Source organism: Streptomyces sp. NRRL B-24572 (genome assembly GCF_002156145.1).
Taxonomy (GTDB): domain Bacteria; phylum Actinomycetota; class Actinomycetes; order Streptomycetales; family Streptomycetaceae; genus Streptomyces; species Streptomyces vietnamensis.
In genome coordinates, this window is record NZ_MWIG01000116.1 from 1 (window position 1) to 17,604 (window position 17,604).

A 17,604-nucleotide genomic window follows, 5' to 3' on the forward strand; every position below is an offset into this window, starting at 1 on the left:
CGTACTGGTCGAGGCCACGCGCGACGAGTTCGTCGCCGCCGTCCAGCTCGGGCAGGAAGCCGGCGGCGTCCACGACGGTCACCATCGTGTCCAGGCGGGCCAGATCGCCGAGGGTGGCCCCGTCGTCGCGGGGGAAGGAGAACGTGGCGGCGACCGGCATGGGTTCGGAGATGCCGCTGGACTCGATGAGGAGGTAGTCGAAGCGGCCCTCGCGGGCGAGCCGGTCGACCTCCTCCAGCAGGTCGTCGCGCAGGGTGCAGCAGATGCACCCGTTGGTCATCTCGACCAGCCGTTCCTCGGTGCGGGACAGTGCGGCCTCGCCGCCGCGCACGAGTGCGGCGTCGATGTTGACCTCGCTCATGTCGTTGACGATGACCGCTACCCGCAGCCCTTCGCGATTGCCGAGGACGTGATTGAGCAGGGTGGTCTTCCCCGCCCCGAGAAACCCGGACAGCACGGTTACGGGAAGCCGGTCGGTGGGCGTCATGAGCGCTCAGCCCTCCGGCTGGATGAGGCCGCGCTCGTACGCCTTCACCAGGCGCTGCGGGACCTGGTGGACGACGCCGTCCACGGTGATCGGCACCAGCTGGGGCGTGGTCGCCTTCCACTGGGCGCGGCGGTGGCGGGTGTTGCTGCGGGACATCTTCCGCTTGGGGACGGCCATCGTGAGACTCCTTGGTCCGGTTCCTGACGCGCAGAGGCTATATGAAAATGGATGCCATTATCAATCTTGCTTCTTGTGGCTGAGGAGGGGGTCGGCCCCCTTGGCCCGGCTCGCGCGGCCCGGTGCAAGTTCGGCGTCGGCGACCGGGCCGGCATCACGTACATCGACTAGGACTTGTCCGGCCGATCATGTACGGAGCCAGATGACGAGGGTTGCGGCAGTCGCGGTCCCGAGGAAGACGTAGCCGCGCTTGTCGTAGCGGGTGGCTACTGCTCTGGCGTGCTTGAGCCGGTTGATCGCCCGCTCGACGGTGTTGCGTTCCTTGTACCGCTCTTCGTCGAAGCCGGGTGGCCGTCCGCCGCGTGACCCTTTCCGCAGGCGGGCGGCCTGACTGTCGGTCTTCTCCGGAATCGTGTGCCGGATGCTCCGGCGCCGCAGATACTCGCGGCATGGGCCGTTGCTGTAGGCCTTGTCGGCGGCGAGGCTGTCAGGCTTCTTGCGTGGCCTGCCCGGCCCGATGCGCGGGACTCGGATCTTCTCCAGCACGGGCTTGAACTGGGTGCAGTCCGCCCGCTGCCCTGGCGTGACGATCAGGGACAGCGGGCGGCAGCGGCCGTCCGCGCTCAGGTGGAGCTTGGTGGTGAACCCGCCGCGCGAGCGGCCCAGGCCTTCACCTCCTGCACCGCCTCCACCAGGCGGGCGGCGAGGCTCTGCCACGGTGTTTCGCCCTGGTGTTCTGCCGCTGCGTCCCCCTTTGAGGCGGGAGTCGGCGGTGGTTCTGTGCGGGCGCCGGCGGCGTGCTGATGTGCCCGCACGATGGTGGAGTCGATCGAGATGTCCCAGTCGATCTCCCCGGCCGCGTCGGCCTCGGCCTGGACTTGCTGGAGCAGGCGTTCCCAGGTTCCGTCGGCCGACCACAGGCGATGGCGTTCATAGACGGTCTTCCACGGGCCGAACCGTTCGGGCAGGTCACGCCACTGAACGCCGGTCCGCACCCGGTGCAGAATCCCGTCGATCACCTGCCGGTGATCCCGCCACCTGCCACAACGCCTGTTGCTGACCGGCAGGAACGGCCGCAGCCGTTCCCACTCGGCATCCGTCAGATCTCCCCGCCCCATGTCCACATCAACGACACAACGGCGGAGTAGTCACATGATCGGCCGGCCAAGTTCAAGCCTCCTCGACGGTCCTCACCGAGCCAGCAGCCGAAGCAGTACCGGCACAGCAGCTCCGGGAGTATGCGTCAGGGAGAAAGCAGAATGGCATGGATGCGATGTCGACAGGATTCTGTGCCGACTGGGCGGAATGACCTTCAGCTGTGCTGGTCGCAGTCCTTTGCCATCAATGCCTTTGCCTGGCCGCTGTCGACAGGGATGAGCTGGACCTGATCGATCGAGTAGGCGAAGGTGTATCCGAGCGTGATCATATCACTCGAGATCGAAAGCGCGCCTGATCCCGGGTCGGTGCCCGTCGAATCAGAGCCGTTGACATCGTTCCAGAGCACGCTGGTCCGGCCGTCGTTGATTGTGCCGGTCGACAGGACCTGGTACTGCCCTTTGTCGGTTCTACCGTCTTTGACGATCGCGCGGTGTTTGATGTCGTCGAGGGCCATCGTGGTCAGCTTGCACCGCAGGTCGCCACCAGGGACGTCGATGTACGTGATCTCGCGACCGTCGATGGCTGCAATCTCCCCGCGGGCCCCATCGGTGATGGAGATGTAGGCACCGTCGAAGCTGGAGGCCTGGCTGCTGCTGGGGCCCTTCGAGGAAGGAGCGTCACTACTCGCGCCGCAGCCCGTGAGCATCAGTGCGCCCGGGGCCAGAGCCGCGATGGATGCGGCTATCCCGGCCCGCGTCACATATGTGGTCCTTGCGGAGTTCACAGTGTTCTGCCTTCGTTCGTTCTGGATGGTCGGCCGGCGTCAGCTCTGCGGTGGCTGGGGCGCCGGCAGCAGCACTGCCAGTACTGCTGGTTGCTGTATCAGAGGTACCACGCAAACAGCAGAATATCTGTCAGAGTCAGCCTTCATAGGCACCCTTGAGTGGTCGAAACTCAGTCGTCAGACGTCTTCGGGGAAGTTGTCGAGCCGCTGCGCCGTCAACGCCAGTGCGACCTCTGCCTGATTGAGCGCGTGCTCGCCGTCCCGGATTCGGTACTGCAGACACTGGACGGGCAAGGCATCCGCTTCCTGCAGCGTCAGGTCGCCGAGCTCACGCAGCTCCGTGTGCGCACCTTGCAGCTGCTCCTCATGATGCGCAGCCCGGACCCGGAGACGGGCGACCCGCTCCTTCCACCAGTTCACCCGCGCCTCGCGGTCGAGCGTGGTCTTCCCCTCCAGCCAGCACGCAGCTCAGCCTGGTCGACGTCATTCGGCAGCCCGGCGGCGAGGGGCCCATCAGGTTCCGGCATGTCGATGGGGGCGTGCGACAGCATCACTGCGGGAGTCGTCTCGAGCACGTAAGCGATCGCCACAAGATCGTCAACGGTCACGGGGTGAACACATCGCTCCATCTCAGCGAGGACGTCGGCAGAAATCGGGTGGTCGAGCATCAAGAGCACGTAGGCCAGCTCGTCGACGGTCAGCTCGCGCAGCTGGCGGTAGTGGGTGATGGCGTCGGACACAGCAAGGGACGTGGGAACCCTCGTCATCTGGCTCCGTACATGATCGGCCGGACAAGTCCTAGAAGGACACCGACCTGCTGCGCAAGTTCACCTCCGACCGCGGCAGGATCCGCAGCCGCCGCGTCACCCGCGTGACCGCCCAGCGGCAGCGCGCCCTCGCCACCGCCGTCAAGAACGCCCGGGAGACGGCCCTTCTGCCGTACACCGGTCGCTGACCATCGTCCACGCGATGTCGTTGCGGCGTCGTGGCTCTCGCTGTCGAAGCCGGGGTGGGCCGGCCGCCCTGGCTGTCGACGGCTCCGCGGTCGGTCGCACGCGTCGACGGTCTGGGCAGCCCGGCGAGCCCCCAGGGGTGCTCGGCGGCAGTCGGACCGGGCGACTTCCGGGCGGGCTGGGCGGTTTCCGTCGTGTCACGGCGGACGAAGAGCGAGGGGTGCGGCGTGGTCGAGGGCTCGGCGAGTACGGCGACGGCACCACCACCACGTCCCCCGGCCCGCACGGCGGCGAGGTCGGCGCGGGGCGGCAGTGCCGGGCGAGGACCGGCACGGTGAGCGAGACCCTGGTCGGGACCGCGGTGGTCGCGGTGCTCGCTGTTCCGGCGGCCGGTGCCGCCGGTATGTGAGTGCGCCTCGGTGCCGGTCGCGGGCAGCCTGATGCCCCGGGGTGCGGCTCCCGCGGTGGCCTTGACGTTCCTGCTCGCCGCGTCCGCCTTCAATCCGGTGGTGCTCGTCTCTAAAGGCCCAGGTCGAGGGCCACGCACGAGTAGAACTTCCATGAGTTCTCGGGGTTGTAAGCGGCACCGCCCGAGCCCGGATCGACTTCCGCTTCGGTGGTCATGTCCTCGAAGCGGATCCGCTCGGGGAGCTTGCCGAAGCGCGCGTGCCGTGCCGCGGCGGCGGCGTCCGTTGCGATCTCGTTGTTCATGAGCGTGCTCCACTTCGTTGCCGTGGATCGTGTCCTGCGGGTCGCCTCTGGCGAGTACGGTCAGCGTGCACGGGTATGCGTCACCTGTCAAGGTGGTGACGACTTGTCGAGGTGGCACATCTGTCTGGCTGCGCCGGTCATCTCGTGGTCGCCTGTCGCGGCCCGTACTGCTCCGAACGGCTTGCGGGCGTCGTGCTGCACGAAGGCGCTCTCGTCGCCGACCCGGAACACGGAATGGAGGCAGGCCGCATGGTGGAGGCGTTCGCGGCGATGTCGGACATCTCCGGTGACGAGCAGGCCGAAGCGGTCGCCAGGGGTGTGCCGCCCTCGCACTTCGCCGACTTCTGGTCCGACGGGGAGCGGTACGCGCCGTTCCGTGACGCCATTCGTGCCACGTACATCTCGGGCCTGGACGAACACCTCACCCCTGACGTCATCGACGACCGTGCCGCGCTCAAGGAGATGGCGATCCCGGCCTTGGTGATCGTGGGTCAGCCGGTGAAATCCGAGCATCACCGGCTTGACTGGTGACGCTCGGCGCTGCCATGATTTCGTCACCACCTCGACCGGTGACTCTTGGAGAGTCCGGCCGGGAGGTGTCCCAGGACCCTTTGACCCGGATGGGGAGCATCAGCCATGGCAGTCACCTACACCGCCGTTGTCGACGTCGACGGAGAGGGACGGAACGGCGGTCGCGTCCGCTCCTCCGACGGTCTGCTGGAGACCAGCCTCGGTCTCCCCAAGGAACTCGGCGGTGCCGGCACCGCGACCAACCCCGAGCAGCTCCTGGCCGCAGGATGGGCCGCCTGCTTCCTCGGCGCGCTGCGCCGCGCCGCGACCCTGCGCAAGATCCGGCTGACCAGCACCTCCATCACCGCCGAGATCACCCTCACCCACGGCGACGACGACACGTTCTCCCTCTCCGCGGTCCTCAGCCCCGTCCTCGGCGGCGTGGACCAGCAGACCGCGCAGATGCTCGCGCAGGCCGCCCACCAGATCTGCCCGTACTCCAAGGCCATGCGCGACAACGTCCCCGTGATCATCAACGCCGGCGCCGCCTGACCTCCCCCTCCCGAGACCGCGGGTCCCGTGGTCCCCCTCGAGGGACCCGCACTCTCGTGCACACCCGTCCCACCCACCGGAGAGCGAGGGCAGGCACATGGCCTCCATCACGCACACACTCACGGACGGCCACCGTCGCCGCACCCCCGGCCGTACCTCCGCGGTTGCCGGTGAGCGGTCGTCCCGGAGCACGGCAAGCGCCGAGGGGCGCGCATGGCCCACCGACACGCAGGTGTGGGGCTGGGCGCAGAACGCGATGCTCGGCGGGTACGGCCCGTCCGCCCCCAGCTTCCTCTGAACAGCGAACAGTACGAGAACCGAATGCCGAATCAGATGTTCGAACCAGCGAAAGCGAGAGCACTGCCGTGGACATGAAGCTCGAAGTCGTCGTTCAGGAGGTCACCGAGCGCGCACCCGGCCGCTGAGCCCTGGTCCCGGCACGGCCGACCTCCCCCACCGAGCCAGGACCGTCGCACACCCGTCGGCCACACGCCCGTACCGCTGACCCCGCCGTACGACCGGAGGACCTGTGACCACCGAGAACATCCGCACCTACGACGTCATGGCGATCGGCGCCGGACCGGTCGGCGAGAACGTCGCGGCCGGCATCGAGCACCTGAGGCCCCGGACCAGCCGGGAGGCGACCAGCGCCGAGCAGCCGCCCGGGCGCCTGGCGGTCGTCGGCGCCGGTGTGGTCGGTGTCGAGACGGCCGCGGCCCGGCAGGCGTCGGGCAGCCGGGTGACCCTGCCGGCCCGTGGGAGAGGGCTGTTGCCCCGCATGGAGCCCTTCGCGGGAGAACTGGTCACCGAGCGATTGCGCGGAGCCGGTGCGGACGTGTGCTTCGACGTCTCGGTCCTCACCGCGGCGCGAGCACCCGACGGGGAGGTCCGGATCGCCCCGTCGGACGGCGATGAAGCCGTCGTGGACGAGATCCTGTCCGCCACCGGCCGTGCTCCGCGTACGGAGGACGTCGGGCTCGAGACCGTGGGACTGGCGCCGGGCCACTGGATGGACACCGACGACAGCCTGACGGCCGCCGCCGTGCCGGGGGGAGTGGCTGTACGCCGTCGGCGACGTCAACCGCCGGGCACTCTTCACCCACCAGGGCAAGTACCAGGCCCGCATCGCGGGCGCAGTGAGCGGCGGGATCCGTGAAGTGCCGCTGCTGTTCGGCGGCATGACGCAGACGTCGTCCGACCGGCACGCCGGACGGACGCGGTCCTTCGGGCGAGCGGAAGTCTCAGCCGGCCGGATCGATGACGGTGTACATGACGGAACGCTGCTGCTTGTGGCGCTGGACGCGCCCCTTGGCGACCAGGGCCTCGAGAGTGTTCCGTACCACCTGCGGGGTCGGGTTGCGGTCCGGGTGCTTCGTGAGGAGTTCGTCCCGCAGCTCCTTCGCCAGGCGCGGCTCGTCGTACTTGCCGAGCAGCTCCAGCAGAAGGTCGCCGAGCAGTGGCCGGCGCGATGTGCCCTTCGCACCCGATGCGGACGTGCCACCCGCCGGAGCGGTCCTGGCCGGAGTCGCGCGTCGCGCGGCCGCACCGGCGGACGCTCGCCTTCCCTTGGTGACCACCGGCTCATCCTGCTGCTGTTCGGGCAGCCGGGACGGGTCGGAGAAGCCCTCGTACTTCTGGGCGAGAGCCAGGATGTCCGTCAGGAGGGCCTCCTCCTGCTTCAACACCGCGATCCGCTTGGCCAGCTCCTGCTGCAGACGGCGGTTCTCTTCCAGGTCCGAGGTGGCTTGGTCCACCAACCGGGTGGCGGTCGACTGGTTGGTCACAACGCTTTCACTCCCTCGATATGAACGGTGCTGCGCATGGTACTCATCGCCCAGGCGCCCTGCGCAGACAAGCGTCGACGCCAGACCGTACGCCCGGCATGCCCACCTTTCACGATAAACACCGGAAACCGTCCGACGCACATGTTCCACCGGCGGTCAGGCGTGGGTTGCGGCGCGATGCGCGTCTCACATGTATCTCTACACTGACTCGCAAGTGTCTTCCGTGGGATGTGTGCTGTCGGCTGGATCGAGAGAACCAGGATGGTCCAGAACGCAATGGCTGCGCCCCTCACGGCTATGTCCCGGTCGGATCTGCTCCGCACGATCATGAGGGAACACCGGGACGGTCTCGTCTCGTACGCCGAGAAGATGCTGGGTGACCACGGGCTCGCCGAGGACATCGTGCAGGAGACCATCATCCGGGCCTGGCGGAACAGTGACCGCTTGCTCGGGACGGAGGGGTCCGTCCGGGGCTGGCTCTTCACGGTCACCCGGCACCTGGTCATCGACTGGGTGCGCAAGCCCCACGCGCGGAGAGAGGTCGTCGGGGTCACCTACAGCGATCCCGTCTCGAACATCGACGGTGTCGAGGCGGTGCACGACGCCCTGGTGGTCAGACCGCTGCTGCGTGGGCTGTCTCCCGAGCACCGTGCCGTCCTGGTCCACATATATCTGTGCGACCGCAGCATCAAGGAGACCGCCGGCATCCTCGGAGTGCCGACGGGCACCGTCAAGAGCCGTCATCACCACGCCCTGCGCAGGCTGCGCGCGATCGTGGAGCCCGAGGAGGCCTGAGAGGTCACCACCGCGGCGCGGCCTGACGTACCTCTCCAAGGCGACGAGGTCGGAGCTGTCGGAACGTCCCCGCCCGGTGTCAGTGCGCTGCCGCGGTCTTCTTGCGGGCTCGGTACGCGGCCGCCTTGGACTTGTTGCCGCAGGACTCCATGCCGCACCACTGGCGCCGCATGCCCCGGGAGCGGTCGATGTAGACGCGCGTGCACTCGGGGTTGCCGCACTCCTTCAGTAGGGGGACGTCCGGGCCGCTGAGCAGCTCGACGGCCTGCCGGGCGACGGTGGCCAGGGCCTGCTCCGGGGTCGCGTCGGTGTGCCGGCCCGCCAGGGTGAGCTGCGGCGTCACAGGGATCTTGCGCGCGGCACCGTTGAGCACGGCGAGTGCTTCGCGGTCGAACTCCTCACCGAGGCGACGGTCGGTGACGAGCTGGTACAGGGCCTCGCGCACCGTGACCGCCTCCCGGACATCGTCCTCGGTACCGGGCGTGATCGTATCCACGAGCCCGGACTCCAGGTACCAGGCGTTCAGCCGATCCGGGGTCACGAACATCTCGAACCGGGTCGAGCGCCGGGCTCGGAGGGTGGCCGCGAAGTCGAGCGCCGGGTGTCCGCAGACGAAGACATGATCAAGATTCACGTCACCATCTTGACAGGTGATTCGGCGGGAACGCAAGGATTCGTCACCGGTCCGGACGGTGCTGCTGGTCAGGGGCGCGGCGGAGAGCCGGAGCCCACCTCGCGGATGTCAGCATCAGGACCGGGTCGGGGCCGCCTCCCGTCGTCGGTCGTGTCCCGGTTCCAGCCGCACCTCACGGCCCTGCCAGCGCCGCCGCAGCCAGCGGTCGTGGCTGGCGACCACGATCGCACCCGGCCCTCCGCCCAGTGCCTCCCCCAGTTCGTCGCACAGGCGGGGGGAGAGATGGTTGGTCGGCTCGTCGAGCAGCAGCAGTTGCGGTGGGCGGGCCACGAGCAGCGCCAGCGCGAGACGGCGACGCTGCCCCACGGACAGTCGGCCGACCGGCTTGTCCAGGTCCGCTTCGTGCAGCAGGCCGAGCGAGACGAGCGGCACCCGCTCCGCCCGCGCCGGACCCAGCGAAAGCTCGTAGGTGTCGCGGACGGTGCGCTCGGGCCGCTCGAAGCCGGTGTCCTGGGTGAGCAGCCCCACGGTCAGGCCGCGCCGCCTCCGTACCTCTCCCTCGGCCGCGAGTCGCCCGGCGAGCACGGTGAGCAGCGTCGACTTGCCCGCCCCGTTGCCGCCCGTGACCAGCAGCCGGTCGGTCGCCGCCACCTCCAGGTCGTCCAGCGTGAGCCGCCCGGGCACCCGCACACCGCGCAGGGCCACCAGCGGCTGCGGGCTCTCCTCCGCCCGCGCCGCCAGCTCCCCGGCGACGAACCGCAGAGGGCGCGGCGGTTCGGCGACCCGCGTGCGCTCCAGCTCCTCGAGCCGCCGGGTGGCGTTGCGCACCCGGCGCGAGATCGAGTTCTGGACGCGGCCGGCCCGGTGGCCGTAGCCCATCTTCTCGTTGTCGGTGCGGCCGCGGTCGGGGGCGACCCGGTGTGCGGTCACGCCCGCCGCCTCGCGCAGCTCGTCCAGCTCCTGCTGCTCCTCGGCGTACCGCCGCTCCCAGCGCTCGCGCTCGGCGTTCTTCTGGGACAGGTAGGAGCTGTAGTCGCCGCCATAGTGGACCGGCCCGTCCACCGCCGGGTCGAGGTCGATCAGGTCGGTGCAGACGGCGTCGAGGAACGCCCGGTCGTGGCTGGCCACCACCACGGCTCCGGGGAGGCCGCGGACCTGCTCCTCGAGGAAGGCGGCGGCGCCGTCGTCGAGGTGGTTGGTCGGCTCGTCGAGGAGCAGCGCCGACGGCCGCCGTACGAGCAGCGCGGCCAGGGCCAGTCGGCCGCGCTGCCCACCGGAGAGCGACGCGAGCGGCCGGTCGTGCCCGACCCGGCCGAGGCCCAGGCCGTCGAGGACCAGGGCGGCACGGCGGTCGGCGTCCCAGGACTCCCGGTCCTGGGCCTGCTCCAGGCGTCTGCCGTACGTCTCCAGGAGCTCCTGATGGCCGGGGCCGCCCTCCGGGACTCGGGCGAGTTCCTCGCCGAGCCGGTCCAGCTCCGTGAGGTCCTCACGGGCTTCGCGGAGCGCCTCGTCGAGTACCGAGGCGATGGTCGAGCCGGCGTCGAACGGCATCTCCTGGTGGAGGAAGCCGAGGTCGCCGGGGCGCGTGACACGTCCTGAGTCGGGTTCGTCGACGCCGGCGAGCACCCGCAGCAGGGTGGACTTGCCGACGCCGTTCTCTCCGATCAGGCCGATGCGATGGCTGGGGGCGGCGGTCAGGGAGAGGCCGTCGAGGACTCGGCGGCCGCCGAGGTCGCGGACGAGGTCGCGGGCGAGCAGAGCAGGCTGGGGCATGGGTGTCCGTCCGATGTGAGCGGTGGTCGGCCCGCCGGGCGTACGGCCTCGGGCGCGGGCCATGTCACGCATCGACCGCTCACACCACGGGGGCTCCCGTCTCCTTGAGTGCTCCGTCCGCCAGCCGCAGCCAGCGGTCGACCCCGATCTCGGCGAGGAACCGCTCGTCGTGACTGATCACCATGAAGGCGCCCTGGTACGAGTTGAGCGCGCTCTCCAGCTGGCCCGCGCTGACCAGGTCGAGGTTGTTGGTCGGCTCGTCGAGCAGCAGCAGGTGGGGCGCCGGTTCGGCGCACAGTACACAGGCCAGGGTCGCGCGCAGCCGTTCGCCGCCGGACAGCACCCCGACCGGCAGGTGCGCCCGCGGGCCCCGGAAGAGGAAGCGGGCGAGCAGGTTCATCCGTTCCGCCTCCGGCCGTTCGGGGGCGAACTCGGCGAAGTTCTCCGCCACCGTGAGGTCCAGGTCGAGCAGGTCCAGGCGCTGCGACAGATAGGCGATCCGGCCGTCGCCGCGCTTGATCTCCCCGCCGTCGGGGGTGAGTTCGCCGGTGATCATCCGCATCAGGGTGGTCTTCCCGGCGCCGTTGGGGCCGGTCAGCGCGATGCGCTCCGGGCCCCGGACGGTCAGGTCGATGCCGCCCGCGGCGAAGACGTCCTCGCCGCCGAGTCGTACCTGCATGCCCTCGCCGAGGAACAGGTTGCGGCCGGCGGGCACCCGGGTGTCGGGAAGTTCCAGGGTGAGGCGCTGTTCCTCGCGCAGCGCGCGCCCGGCCTCGTCGAGGCGGGCCTTGGCCTCGCTCACCCGGGAGGCGTGCATCTGCCCGGCCCGGCCCGCGGATTCCTGTGCGCCGCGCTTCATGGTGCCGGCGAAGATACGGGGCAGACCGGCGTTCTTGAGGTTCTTGGCGGCGTTGCTCGCCCGGCGGTCGGCGCGTTCACGAGCCTGCTGGAGCTCCCGCTTCTCCCGCTTGAGTTCTTGTGCGGCGTTGCGGACGTTCTTCTCGGCGACCTCCTGTTCGGCGCGGACGGCTTCCTCGTACTCGGTGAAGTTGCCCCCGTACAGGCGCAGTTCGTCGCTGCCGAGCTCGGCGATGCGTTCCATGCGGTCGAGCAGGGCGCGGTCGTGGCTGACCAGGAGCAGGCAGCCGTTGAAGTCCGAAAGGACGTCGTAGAGCTTGCGCCGGGCCTCCAGGTCGAGGTTGTTGGTGGGTTCGTCGAGCAGCAGGACGTCGGGGCGCTTGAGCAGCTGTGCGGCGAGGCCGAGGGAGACGACCTGGCCGCCGCTGAGCGTGCTCAGACTGCGGTCCAGGGCGAGGTCGGCCAGGCCCAGGCGGTCGAGCTGGGCGCGGGTGCGCTCCTCGATGTCCCAGTCGTCGCCGATGGTGGTGAAGTGCCGCTCGTCGACGTCGCCGGACTCGACGGCGTCCAGGGCGCGGATCACGTCGGCGATGCCGAGCACCTCGGCGACGGTGAGGTGCGCGGTCAGGGGCAGGCTCTGCGGGAGGTAGCCGAGCGTGCCATCGACGTGCACCGAGCCGGTGGCGGGCTTGAGTTCGCCGGCGATCAGCTTGAGCAGGGTGGATTTGCCGGAGCCGTTGGGGGCGACGAGGCCCGTACGACCAGGGGTCACGCTGAAGGACAGGTCGTGGAAGACCGGGGTGTCGTCGGGCCAGGCGAAGGAGAGGTTCGAGCAGATGACGGCGGCGTCGGACATGAAGAGACCTCGGAGGTACTGAGGGCGGAGCATGGTTCTCTGCCCTGGGCAGACATGGGGAAAAGGGGTACGACGAAACGAACCACCTCGGCAGCGCTCCTCGGCGCCGACCGGTGGCCGTCAGATCCGGATCTCACCCGGAGATGTCGTCGTCACCCACCACGTCTGCTGACTCCTCGATAAACGATCTATGTCACGCACCAGCCTAGCAGTTCGTCCTGCCGTAACACGGCTGTCAACGCGTGTGGGTGTCGGGTGCCGTTGACAGTCGGTGGGGCACATGCCACGATCGTCACCGGTTGAACCGGTGACGCTGTCGAGAATCCGGCAACGTTCACACGTGTCGACCTGTCGGCTGCGACACACCTCTCCGGGAACGTCATCACGTTAAGGAGCACAGCGACCATGGCACGAAAACCGAAGCCGGAGGCCGGGGGAGGAGCGCCGATGGGGCGGCGGGCGATGCTGGGCATGCTCGGCGCGGGCGCCGCGTCCCTGGCCCTCGCACCCCCTCTCCAGCGCGGCTGGGAGAGGTTCCTCGGCGCCGCCTCCCAGGCCGACTCGACCGGACTCACCGGATTGCTGCCCAATCCGGGCGGCTTCCGGTACTACAGCATCGTCGGATCGGTGCCGCGCAAGGACGAGACCGACTATGCGCTCACGGTCGACGGTCTGGTGGACAAGCCGAAGACCTACACCCTCGCCGACCTGCGGGCGATGCCGCAGACCCGGGTCGTCGCCGACGTGCTGTGCACGGACGGATGGCGCGTGGACGACACGCCCTTCGAGGGAGTGAAGCTGGCGGACATCCTGGACGCCTCGGGGGTGCGCTCCTCGGGTGCGGCGGTCCGCTTCACCTGTTTCGACGGGGCCTACACCGAGAGCCTCACCCTGGAGCAGGCCCGCCGATCCGACGTTCTGGTGGCGCTGAACATGCAGGACGAACCCCTTACCCATGAGCACGGCGGGCCGGTCCGTCTCTACGTGGCGCCCATGTATTTCTACAAATCGGCCAAGTGGCTCTCGGGCATCTCGGTCACCGACCAGGTCGTTCCCGGCTTCTGGGAGGAACGCGGTTATGCGATCGACGGCTGGCTCGACGGCGCGGACCGGCACAGTGACACAGCCTGATCCCTCCGGCCGTGTCCGCCGCTTCAGCACCGCCGAACGCATGGTCCACCGCGCCACCGGATACCTGATGCTGGTGTGCCTGGTCACCGCCGCTTGTCTCTACCTCGGACCGCTCGCCCAGCTCGTCGGGCGACGGCACCTGATGGTCTTCCTCCACGAATGGTCAGGCATCTCGCTGCCGCTGCCCTTCCTGCTGGGGCTGTTCTCGGCCGGGTTCCGCGCGGATCTGCGCAGGCTGAACCGGTCCGCGCCGTACGATCGGCAGTGGCTGGCGGCCGTCCGCAGGCGTCGGACCTCGCTGGAGGCGCGGCCGGCAGGCAAGTTCAACGCGGGGCAGAAGCTCTACGCGGGCTGGATCGCGGGTGCCGTCCTGGTGATGCTGTTCACCGGACTGCTGATGTGGTTCATGGGGTTGTTGCCCTTCGTCTCCCGCACCAGCGCGATCTTCGTCCACGACCTTGTGGCCTGGGCGATCGCCTTCGTCGTCATCGGGCACATGCGCAGGGCCCTGGGGGACCCGGAGTCGCGGCTCGGGATGCGTACCGGGTACGTCAGCCGGTCCTGGGCCGAGGAGCACCACTCCCAGTGGCTGAGGGAGGAACGTGAGGAGAGCGCGGCCGGCGGAGGCGGCGGGGAACTGCCGGCGGCGCTGCACCGAGCCGTGGACCGGGCTGCCCCGGGCCCCGTCGAATGACCTAACACATCCCGCATGCGCAAGGGGCGAAGGGCCGTGGAGGTGAACCGTCAACTGACTGTTTCCCGGGGCCCGACGCGCCCGCAGAGTAGTAACAGGACGGCGGCGCAACGAAATTGAAGCGCATCCTCCTCCGTACACATGTGTCGCCACGCGACCGAGTACACACCTACTTCTTGGATGGAACCCATGAGACGACGATTTCTGATCGCCCTCGCGGCCGGTGTGCCGCTTGCCACGGCCGTGTACCTGCCGACCGCTTCGGCGGGAGCCCAGACCTCTGCCGCGTCCACGCCGCTCGACTGCGGCACCGTGCCGGTGAAGGCACCGGAAGGCACCGAGGTGGAGTCCGTGACGGCGGTCCGCCAGGACGGCGGCACCATCAAGGGCACCGGGATCCTCCAGGGCGAGGTCACCGGCGTTCCGGCCTTCTGCGAGGTGACCGTCACCCTCGCCCACCCGGGCGACGGCGACCACGCCAAGGTGACGACCTGGCTGCCCGAGCAGGGCTGGAACGGCCGCTTCCAGGCGATCGGAGGCGCCGCCTACCGCGCGAGCGACAACGGCGTCGGGCTCGGCACCGCGGTCAAGAACGGCTACGCCGTCACCACCACGGATGCGGGCGTAGGCGACGTCCTCGACATCGGCTGGGCCCTGAACGGCGAGGGCCGGATCAACAAGGCGCTCCTGGAGAACTTCGCCTCCCGCTCCCAGCACGAGGCAGCCGTCGTCGGCAAGGACGTCGTCGCCGCGATGTACGGCGAGCACGCCTCGTACGCCTACTTCACCGGCTGCTCCACCGGCGGACGCCAGGGCTACATGGAAGCCCAGCGCTATCCCGACGACTACGACGGCATCCTCGCCGACGCGCCCGCGATCAGCTGGGACGAGTACGAGGTCGCCACGCTGTGGCCGCAGGTCGTCATGAACAACGAGAAGACCTACCCGACCGGTTGTGAGCTGGAGGCCTTCACCAAGGCCGCCGTCAAGGCCTGTGACCCACTCGACGGAGCCGAGGACGGCCTGGTGAACGACGCCTCCCGCTGCGACTTCGACCCGCGCCGGCTGATCGGCACCAAGGTCGTGTGCGAAGGCAAGGAACTGGTCATCACCGCCGCCGACGCGGCCGTGGTCCGCAAGATCTGGGACGGCCCGCGCACCACGACCGGGAAGAAGCTGTGGCCCGGCGTCCCCGTCGGGGCCGACCTCAAGGGTCTGGCGGCCACCATGCCCGGCACCAACGGCACCCTCGAGGGCGTGCCCTTCCCCGTGCCTGCCCACTGGGTCTCCAGCTGGGTGAAGAAGGACCCGTCCTTCGACGTCTCGACGATCACCTACAGCCAGTTCACCGAACTGTTCCAGCAGTCCCGTGCCGAGTACGACGACATCATCGGCACGGACGACCCCGACCTGTCCGGCTTCCGTGCCTCCGGCGGCAAGCTGCTGACCTGGCACGGCGACGCCGACGAGTACATTCCGACCCAAGGCACCGTGAAGTACCGCAAGCAGGTCGAGCGGAAGATGGGCGGCGCCCGGAAGGTCGACGACTTCTACCGTCTCTTCATCGCCCCGAACACCAATCACTGCGGCCTGAACGGCCAGGACGGCTCGGCCGACGGCCTCGCCGCCCTGACCGCCTGGGTCGAGCACGGCAAGGCGCCCAAGACGCTGCCCGCCACGCTGATCGACGCCGATGGCGAGCGGGTCGCACGCAACCTGTGCCGCTACCCGCAGGTGTCCCGCTACAAGGGCTACGGGGACCTGAACGCGGCCTCGAGCTTCCGGTGCGTGTCCCCGTTTCGGCACTGATCGGGCCGACGCGGCCCCACTGACCCGAAAGACGCGGCCGACCCTGGTCTCGGGCGGGCCGTCCTTCGTCGTCGGCATCTGCTACGACGCCCCGTGAAACACGTTTCGACCCGCACCCCTCAGGGGTGCGGGTCGAAACGTGTTTCCGGATTGTGGCCTTCCTGTTTCCCGGAAGTCGATGGCCCCTTCCAGATGCGCGAGCAACGGCAGGAGGATGGTGGCCCGCATGCGGTGCGTGCGGTGCGTGTGATGAGAGCGCGGAGGGGAGCCGTGCAGGGCAGGGCGGGCGTGCGTGCCGGCGATCAGGAGCAGTAGGAGGCCGGTCGCGGCTACGACGGCGAGGCCGACGAACCGCTGGGTGACTCGGATCCAGTGCGTCCGGTACGCGACGAGCGTGACCCCGGGGCACCGCGAAGGTGCCCGGCATCGCCTGGACGACCAGGCCCGGCGCGATGGAGGTCGAGAGCGTGCTGGACAGCACGCCGAGGAAGATCCCCCTTCGCGCGCCGCCGGCCGCGGCCCCACCCGGCTCGCGCCGATACGCGCCGGCCGGGCCGACGCCACGGGCGGCGCCCCAGCGGGAGAAGACCGGGTTGCTGGTCTTCATGCCATCCCCCCTCGTCCGCCGCACACGCGGCCTGCCGCGGAGGGTTCGTCGACGGGTGTCCGCAAGACACGTGTGTGCCGAGGCCAGTTCATCGATCCGACGACGACAAGCCCCGTGCATCATCGCTCTGACAGGTGACGCATGGGCGAGGGCGAGTCCCGCCCGCTCGGACGGGACACCCGGTCGGTCATCCGGCCGACGTACCCGGCCCGTCGAGCAGGTCCATGAGGAAGGCGTCCCAGTTCAGGCCGTCCATCTCCGTCTCGGCTGCGACGATCCGATACGTGGCGTCCAGCCACTCCGTCAACGGCGCGGCGGGCACCTCGAACAGCGCCTCCACCTCCTCGGACTCCAGGAGCAGCCACGACGAGGGCCGCTCTCGGTCCAGAGTCGGCCACATCCGCACGTCGCCCGCCCCGCTCATGGACGTCACGCCCCGGTACAGGAGTTCACGGCCGATGTGCCAGATGAGACCGGGACCGCGTTCCGCCAGGAACTCGACCGTGATCACCGCGGCCATCTCCGGGTCGAAGTGAAACTTCGCCCGCATCGGCAGCCGGGTGAATTCGTCGGGCAACTGATCGATGCTCAGGAAGAGCGGCGGCAAGAGCTCGGGCGTGGAACGCGCTCGCAAGGGTGACTGGTCACGGTGCATGACGGGAGATTCCCTCCGTGGGGCGGGGACTGTGTCTCCCACTCTCCGCCGGGCGCCGAATCCGTGCATCGGTCAGTTGACGGTCGAAGATCCGCCGTACGGAGGGCAGTTGACGGTGTTGGCGTGTGTCATACGGACGGCGAAAGACGCGCCGTCAGTCAATTTGCCGCCCGCCCGTCAGTCGGCCCGCCCCATTCCATCGGCGTTCGTTCACGTGGTCGGGTGACCGGTGCGAGGGCCGGGCCGGTGTGTCACCTCAGACGCGAAGCCGCCGTTGAGGACGCGGCACCCTTGCGGGCGTGTGTTGACACAGGAGCCGTGTGAGCGTTCGGTCGTGACGAAGAGGCCGACGGCTCGCGCCGTCGGCCTCTTGGGTGACTCGACCTGCGGGAGGTCACTTGGCCTTGAGGGGGCAGGCGAAGGACTTGCGCAGCGAGGAAGGGGCGACGAGAGGGAGGAGGGCGGCGAGCATCTTGCCCTTGGTGGTGGTGGGCTGTCGGGTCAGTTCGATGTCGACGCGGGTGCCGTCGGCGTGGGGGGTGGTCTTGAAGACCCAGCCTCCGCCGGCTCCGAAGAGTTTGGAGTCGAGGGTGGTGATGGTGACGGTGTCGCCGTCGGGTTCCCATTGGTAGCGGGCGCGTTCCCAGGCGGCTGCGGTGCCTTCGGTGACCTCGGCCCAGGTGTCGCCGAGGTCGTGGACCTGGAAGTGCTCGGCGTCGATCGTGGGCCAGGCGTC

20 protein-coding genes and 3 pseudogenes are annotated in these 17,604 nt (G+C 69.3%); 10 read left to right on the forward strand and 13 right to left on the reverse strand.

Annotation, left to right across the window (positions count from 1 at the left end; genetic code table 11):
• The 6 genes from CCN56_RS07315 to CCN56_RS44310 form a co-directional block, all read right to left on the reverse strand.
• The coding region (locus CCN56_RS07315) for a GTP-binding protein (RefSeq protein ID WP_143664449.1) at window positions 1–487 on the reverse strand (487 nt) is incomplete at its 3' end.
• 6 nt (window positions 488–493) lie between these two features.
• Window positions 494–664 (reverse strand): 50S ribosomal protein L32, encoded by a 171-nt coding sequence (gene rpmF / locus CCN56_RS07320; RefSeq protein WP_086824730.1) that lies wholly within the window; start codon window positions 662–664, stop codon window positions 494–496.
• A 186-nt stretch (window positions 665–850) separates the two neighbouring features.
• A protein-coding gene (locus CCN56_RS07325) for an IS5 family transposase (protein WP_373412838.1) occupies window positions 851–1,782 on the reverse strand; the annotation gives its coding sequence in 2 pieces (ribosomal slippage) (window positions 851–1,402 and window positions 1,405–1,782; 930 coding nt in all).
• 194 nt (window positions 1,783–1,976) lie between these two features.
• The gene (locus tag CCN56_RS07330; protein WP_256961835.1) at window positions 1,977–2,522 is read right to left on the reverse strand and encodes a hypothetical protein; all 546 of its coding nucleotides are present in this window, start codon (window positions 2,520–2,522) and stop codon (window positions 1,977–1,979) included.
• A gap of 201 nt (window positions 2,523–2,723) precedes the next feature.
• Window positions 2,724–2,966 carry a hypothetical protein gene (locus CCN56_RS44305; protein WP_256961836.1) on the reverse strand — a complete coding sequence of 81 codons (243 nt, stop codon included), beginning with the start codon at window positions 2,964–2,966 and terminating at the stop codon, window positions 2,724–2,726.
• On the reverse strand, window positions 2,963–3,286 hold the full coding sequence (locus CCN56_RS44310; RefSeq protein WP_256961837.1) for a hypothetical protein: 324 nt from the start codon (window positions 3,284–3,286) through the stop codon (window positions 2,963–2,965). Before CCN56_RS44310 ends, CCN56_RS44305 begins: the two co-directional genes overlap by 4 nt.
• Before the next feature lie 62 nt (window positions 3,287–3,348).
• Between CCN56_RS44310 and rpsR the strand changes: the two are divergent.
• Both rpsR and CCN56_RS41685 read left to right on the forward strand, forming a co-directional pair.
• Window positions 3,349–3,501, forward strand: a pseudogene (gene rpsR / locus CCN56_RS07340) (30S ribosomal protein S18); the annotation flags it as partial.
• Window positions 3,502–3,872: 371 nt separating this feature from the next.
• A pseudogene (locus CCN56_RS41685) lies at window positions 3,873–4,020 on the forward strand (permease); the annotation flags it as partial.
• On the opposite strand, the gene CCN56_RS07355 reads toward CCN56_RS41685, so the two are convergent.
• Window positions 4,019–4,210: a hypothetical protein gene (locus CCN56_RS07355; RefSeq protein ID WP_086824736.1), complete on the reverse strand. Its 192-nt coding sequence runs from the start codon at window positions 4,208–4,210 to the stop codon at window positions 4,019–4,021. The pseudogene CCN56_RS41685 and the gene CCN56_RS07355 sit on opposite strands and share 2 nt — an antisense overlap.
• A gap of 111 nt (window positions 4,211–4,321) precedes the next feature.
• On the opposite strand from CCN56_RS07355, the gene CCN56_RS07360 reads away from it, so the two are divergent.
• The 4 genes and pseudogenes from CCN56_RS07360 to CCN56_RS07375 all read left to right on the forward strand — a co-directional run.
• On the forward strand, window positions 4,322–4,741 hold the full coding sequence (locus CCN56_RS07360; RefSeq protein WP_256961838.1) for a hypothetical protein: 420 nt from the start codon (window positions 4,322–4,324) through the stop codon (window positions 4,739–4,741).
• A gap of 105 nt (window positions 4,742–4,846) precedes the next feature.
• The gene (locus CCN56_RS07365; RefSeq protein ID WP_086824739.1) at window positions 4,847–5,272 is read left to right on the forward strand and encodes an Ohr family peroxiredoxin; all 426 of its coding nucleotides are present in this window, start codon (window positions 4,847–4,849) and stop codon (window positions 5,270–5,272) included.
• Window positions 5,273–5,369: 97 nt separating this feature from the next.
• Window positions 5,370–5,570, forward strand: coding sequence for a hypothetical protein (locus tag CCN56_RS07370; protein WP_086824741.1), 201 nt, complete (start codon window positions 5,370–5,372; stop codon window positions 5,568–5,570).
• 306 nt (window positions 5,571–5,876) lie between these two features.
• Window positions 5,877–6,417, forward strand: a pseudogene (locus tag CCN56_RS07375) (FAD-dependent oxidoreductase); the annotation flags it as partial.
• Between the two features lie 96 nt (window positions 6,418–6,513).
• On the opposite strand, the gene CCN56_RS07380 reads toward CCN56_RS07375, so the two are convergent.
• Window positions 6,514–7,056, reverse strand: a complete 543-nt coding sequence (locus CCN56_RS07380) for a hypothetical protein (protein WP_179199727.1) — start codon at window positions 7,054–7,056, stop codon at window positions 6,514–6,516.
• A gap of 297 nt (window positions 7,057–7,353) precedes the next feature.
• Between CCN56_RS07380 and CCN56_RS07385 the strand changes: the two genes are divergently transcribed.
• The gene (locus CCN56_RS07385; RefSeq protein WP_086824743.1) at window positions 7,354–7,851 is read left to right on the forward strand and encodes a sigma-70 family RNA polymerase sigma factor; all 498 of its coding nucleotides are present in this window, start codon (window positions 7,354–7,356) and stop codon (window positions 7,849–7,851) included.
• 79 nt (window positions 7,852–7,930) lie between these two features.
• On the opposite strand, the gene CCN56_RS07390 is transcribed toward CCN56_RS07385, so the two are convergent.
• The 3 genes from CCN56_RS07390 to abc-f form a co-directional block, all read right to left on the reverse strand.
• Window positions 7,931–8,485, reverse strand: a complete 555-nt coding sequence (locus tag CCN56_RS07390; RefSeq protein ID WP_086824745.1) for an ABATE domain-containing protein — start codon at window positions 8,483–8,485, stop codon at window positions 7,931–7,933.
• A gap of 114 nt (window positions 8,486–8,599) precedes the next feature.
• On the reverse strand, window positions 8,600–10,258 hold the full coding sequence (locus tag CCN56_RS07395) for an ABC-F family ATP-binding cassette domain-containing protein (protein WP_086824747.1): 1,659 nt from the start codon (window positions 10,256–10,258) through the stop codon (window positions 8,600–8,602).
• Window positions 10,259–10,337: 79 nt separating this feature from the next.
• A complete protein-coding gene (gene abc-f, locus CCN56_RS07400; protein ID WP_086824749.1) occupies window positions 10,338–11,972 on the reverse strand; it encodes a ribosomal protection-like ABC-F family protein in 1,635 nt (544 codons plus the stop codon).
• Window positions 11,973–12,377: 405 nt separating this feature from the next.
• Between abc-f and CCN56_RS07410 the strand changes: the two genes are divergently transcribed.
• The 3 genes from CCN56_RS07410 to CCN56_RS07420 all read left to right on the forward strand — a co-directional run bounded on the left by CCN56_RS07410 (window position 12,378) and on the right by CCN56_RS07420 (window position 15,606).
• Complete coding sequence (locus CCN56_RS07410; protein ID WP_256961839.1) at window positions 12,378–13,103, forward strand: molybdopterin-dependent oxidoreductase; 726 nt, start codon at window positions 12,378–12,380, stop codon at window positions 13,101–13,103.
• Window positions 13,051–13,797 carry a cytochrome b/b6 domain-containing protein gene (locus CCN56_RS07415; protein WP_086824762.1) on the forward strand — a complete coding sequence of 249 codons (747 nt, stop codon included), beginning with the start codon at window positions 13,051–13,053 and terminating at the stop codon, window positions 13,795–13,797. The genes CCN56_RS07410 and CCN56_RS07415 overlap by 53 nt, the downstream gene beginning before the upstream one ends.
• Before the next feature lie 189 nt (window positions 13,798–13,986).
• A complete protein-coding gene (locus CCN56_RS07420) occupies window positions 13,987–15,606 on the forward strand; it encodes a DUF6351 family protein (RefSeq protein WP_086824751.1) in 1,620 nt (539 codons plus the stop codon).
• A 794-nt stretch (window positions 15,607–16,400) separates the two neighbouring features.
• Here CCN56_RS07420 and CCN56_RS07430 read toward each other — a convergent pair.
• Window positions 16,401–16,790 carry an SsgA family sporulation/cell division regulator gene (locus tag CCN56_RS07430; RefSeq protein WP_256961840.1) on the reverse strand — a complete coding sequence of 130 codons (390 nt, stop codon included), beginning with the start codon at window positions 16,788–16,790 and terminating at the stop codon, window positions 16,401–16,403.
• A gap of 472 nt (window positions 16,791–17,262) precedes the next feature.
• Window positions 17,263–17,604: hypothetical protein (locus tag CCN56_RS07435; RefSeq protein ID WP_086824754.1), on the reverse strand; the 342-nt coding region annotated here is incomplete at its 5' end.

Excerpts from the sequence above, each read along its gene's own strand:
- rpmF (WP_086824730.1), bottom strand. The coding sequence starts at position 664 with ATGGCCGTCCCCAAGCGGAAGATGTCCCGCAGCAACACCCGCCACCGC.
- CCN56_RS07355 (WP_086824736.1), bottom strand. The coding sequence starts at position 4,210 with ATGAACAACGAGATCGCAACGGACGCCGCCGCCGCGGCACGGCACGCG.
- CCN56_RS07365 (WP_086824739.1), top strand. The coding sequence starts at position 4,847 with ATGGCAGTCACCTACACCGCCGTTGTCGACGTCGACGGAGAGGGACGG.
- CCN56_RS07370 (WP_086824741.1), top strand. The coding sequence starts at position 5,370 with ATGGCCTCCATCACGCACACACTCACGGACGGCCACCGTCGCCGCACC.
- CCN56_RS07385 (WP_086824743.1), top strand. The coding sequence starts at position 7,354 with ATGTCCCGGTCGGATCTGCTCCGCACGATCATGAGGGAACACCGGGAC.
- CCN56_RS07395 (WP_086824747.1), bottom strand. The coding sequence starts at position 10,258 with ATGCCCCAGCCTGCTCTGCTCGCCCGCGACCTCGTCCGCGACCTCGGC.
- abc-f (WP_086824749.1), bottom strand. The coding sequence starts at position 11,972 with ATGTCCGACGCCGCCGTCATCTGCTCGAACCTCTCCTTCGCCTGGCCC.
- CCN56_RS07410 (WP_256961839.1), top strand. The coding sequence starts at position 12,378 with ATGGCACGAAAACCGAAGCCGGAGGCCGGGGGAGGAGCGCCGATGGGG.
- CCN56_RS07415 (WP_086824762.1), top strand. The coding sequence starts at position 13,051 with ATGCGATCGACGGCTGGCTCGACGGCGCGGACCGGCACAGTGACACAG.
- CCN56_RS07420 (WP_086824751.1), top strand. The coding sequence starts at position 13,987 with ATGAGACGACGATTTCTGATCGCCCTCGCGGCCGGTGTGCCGCTTGCC.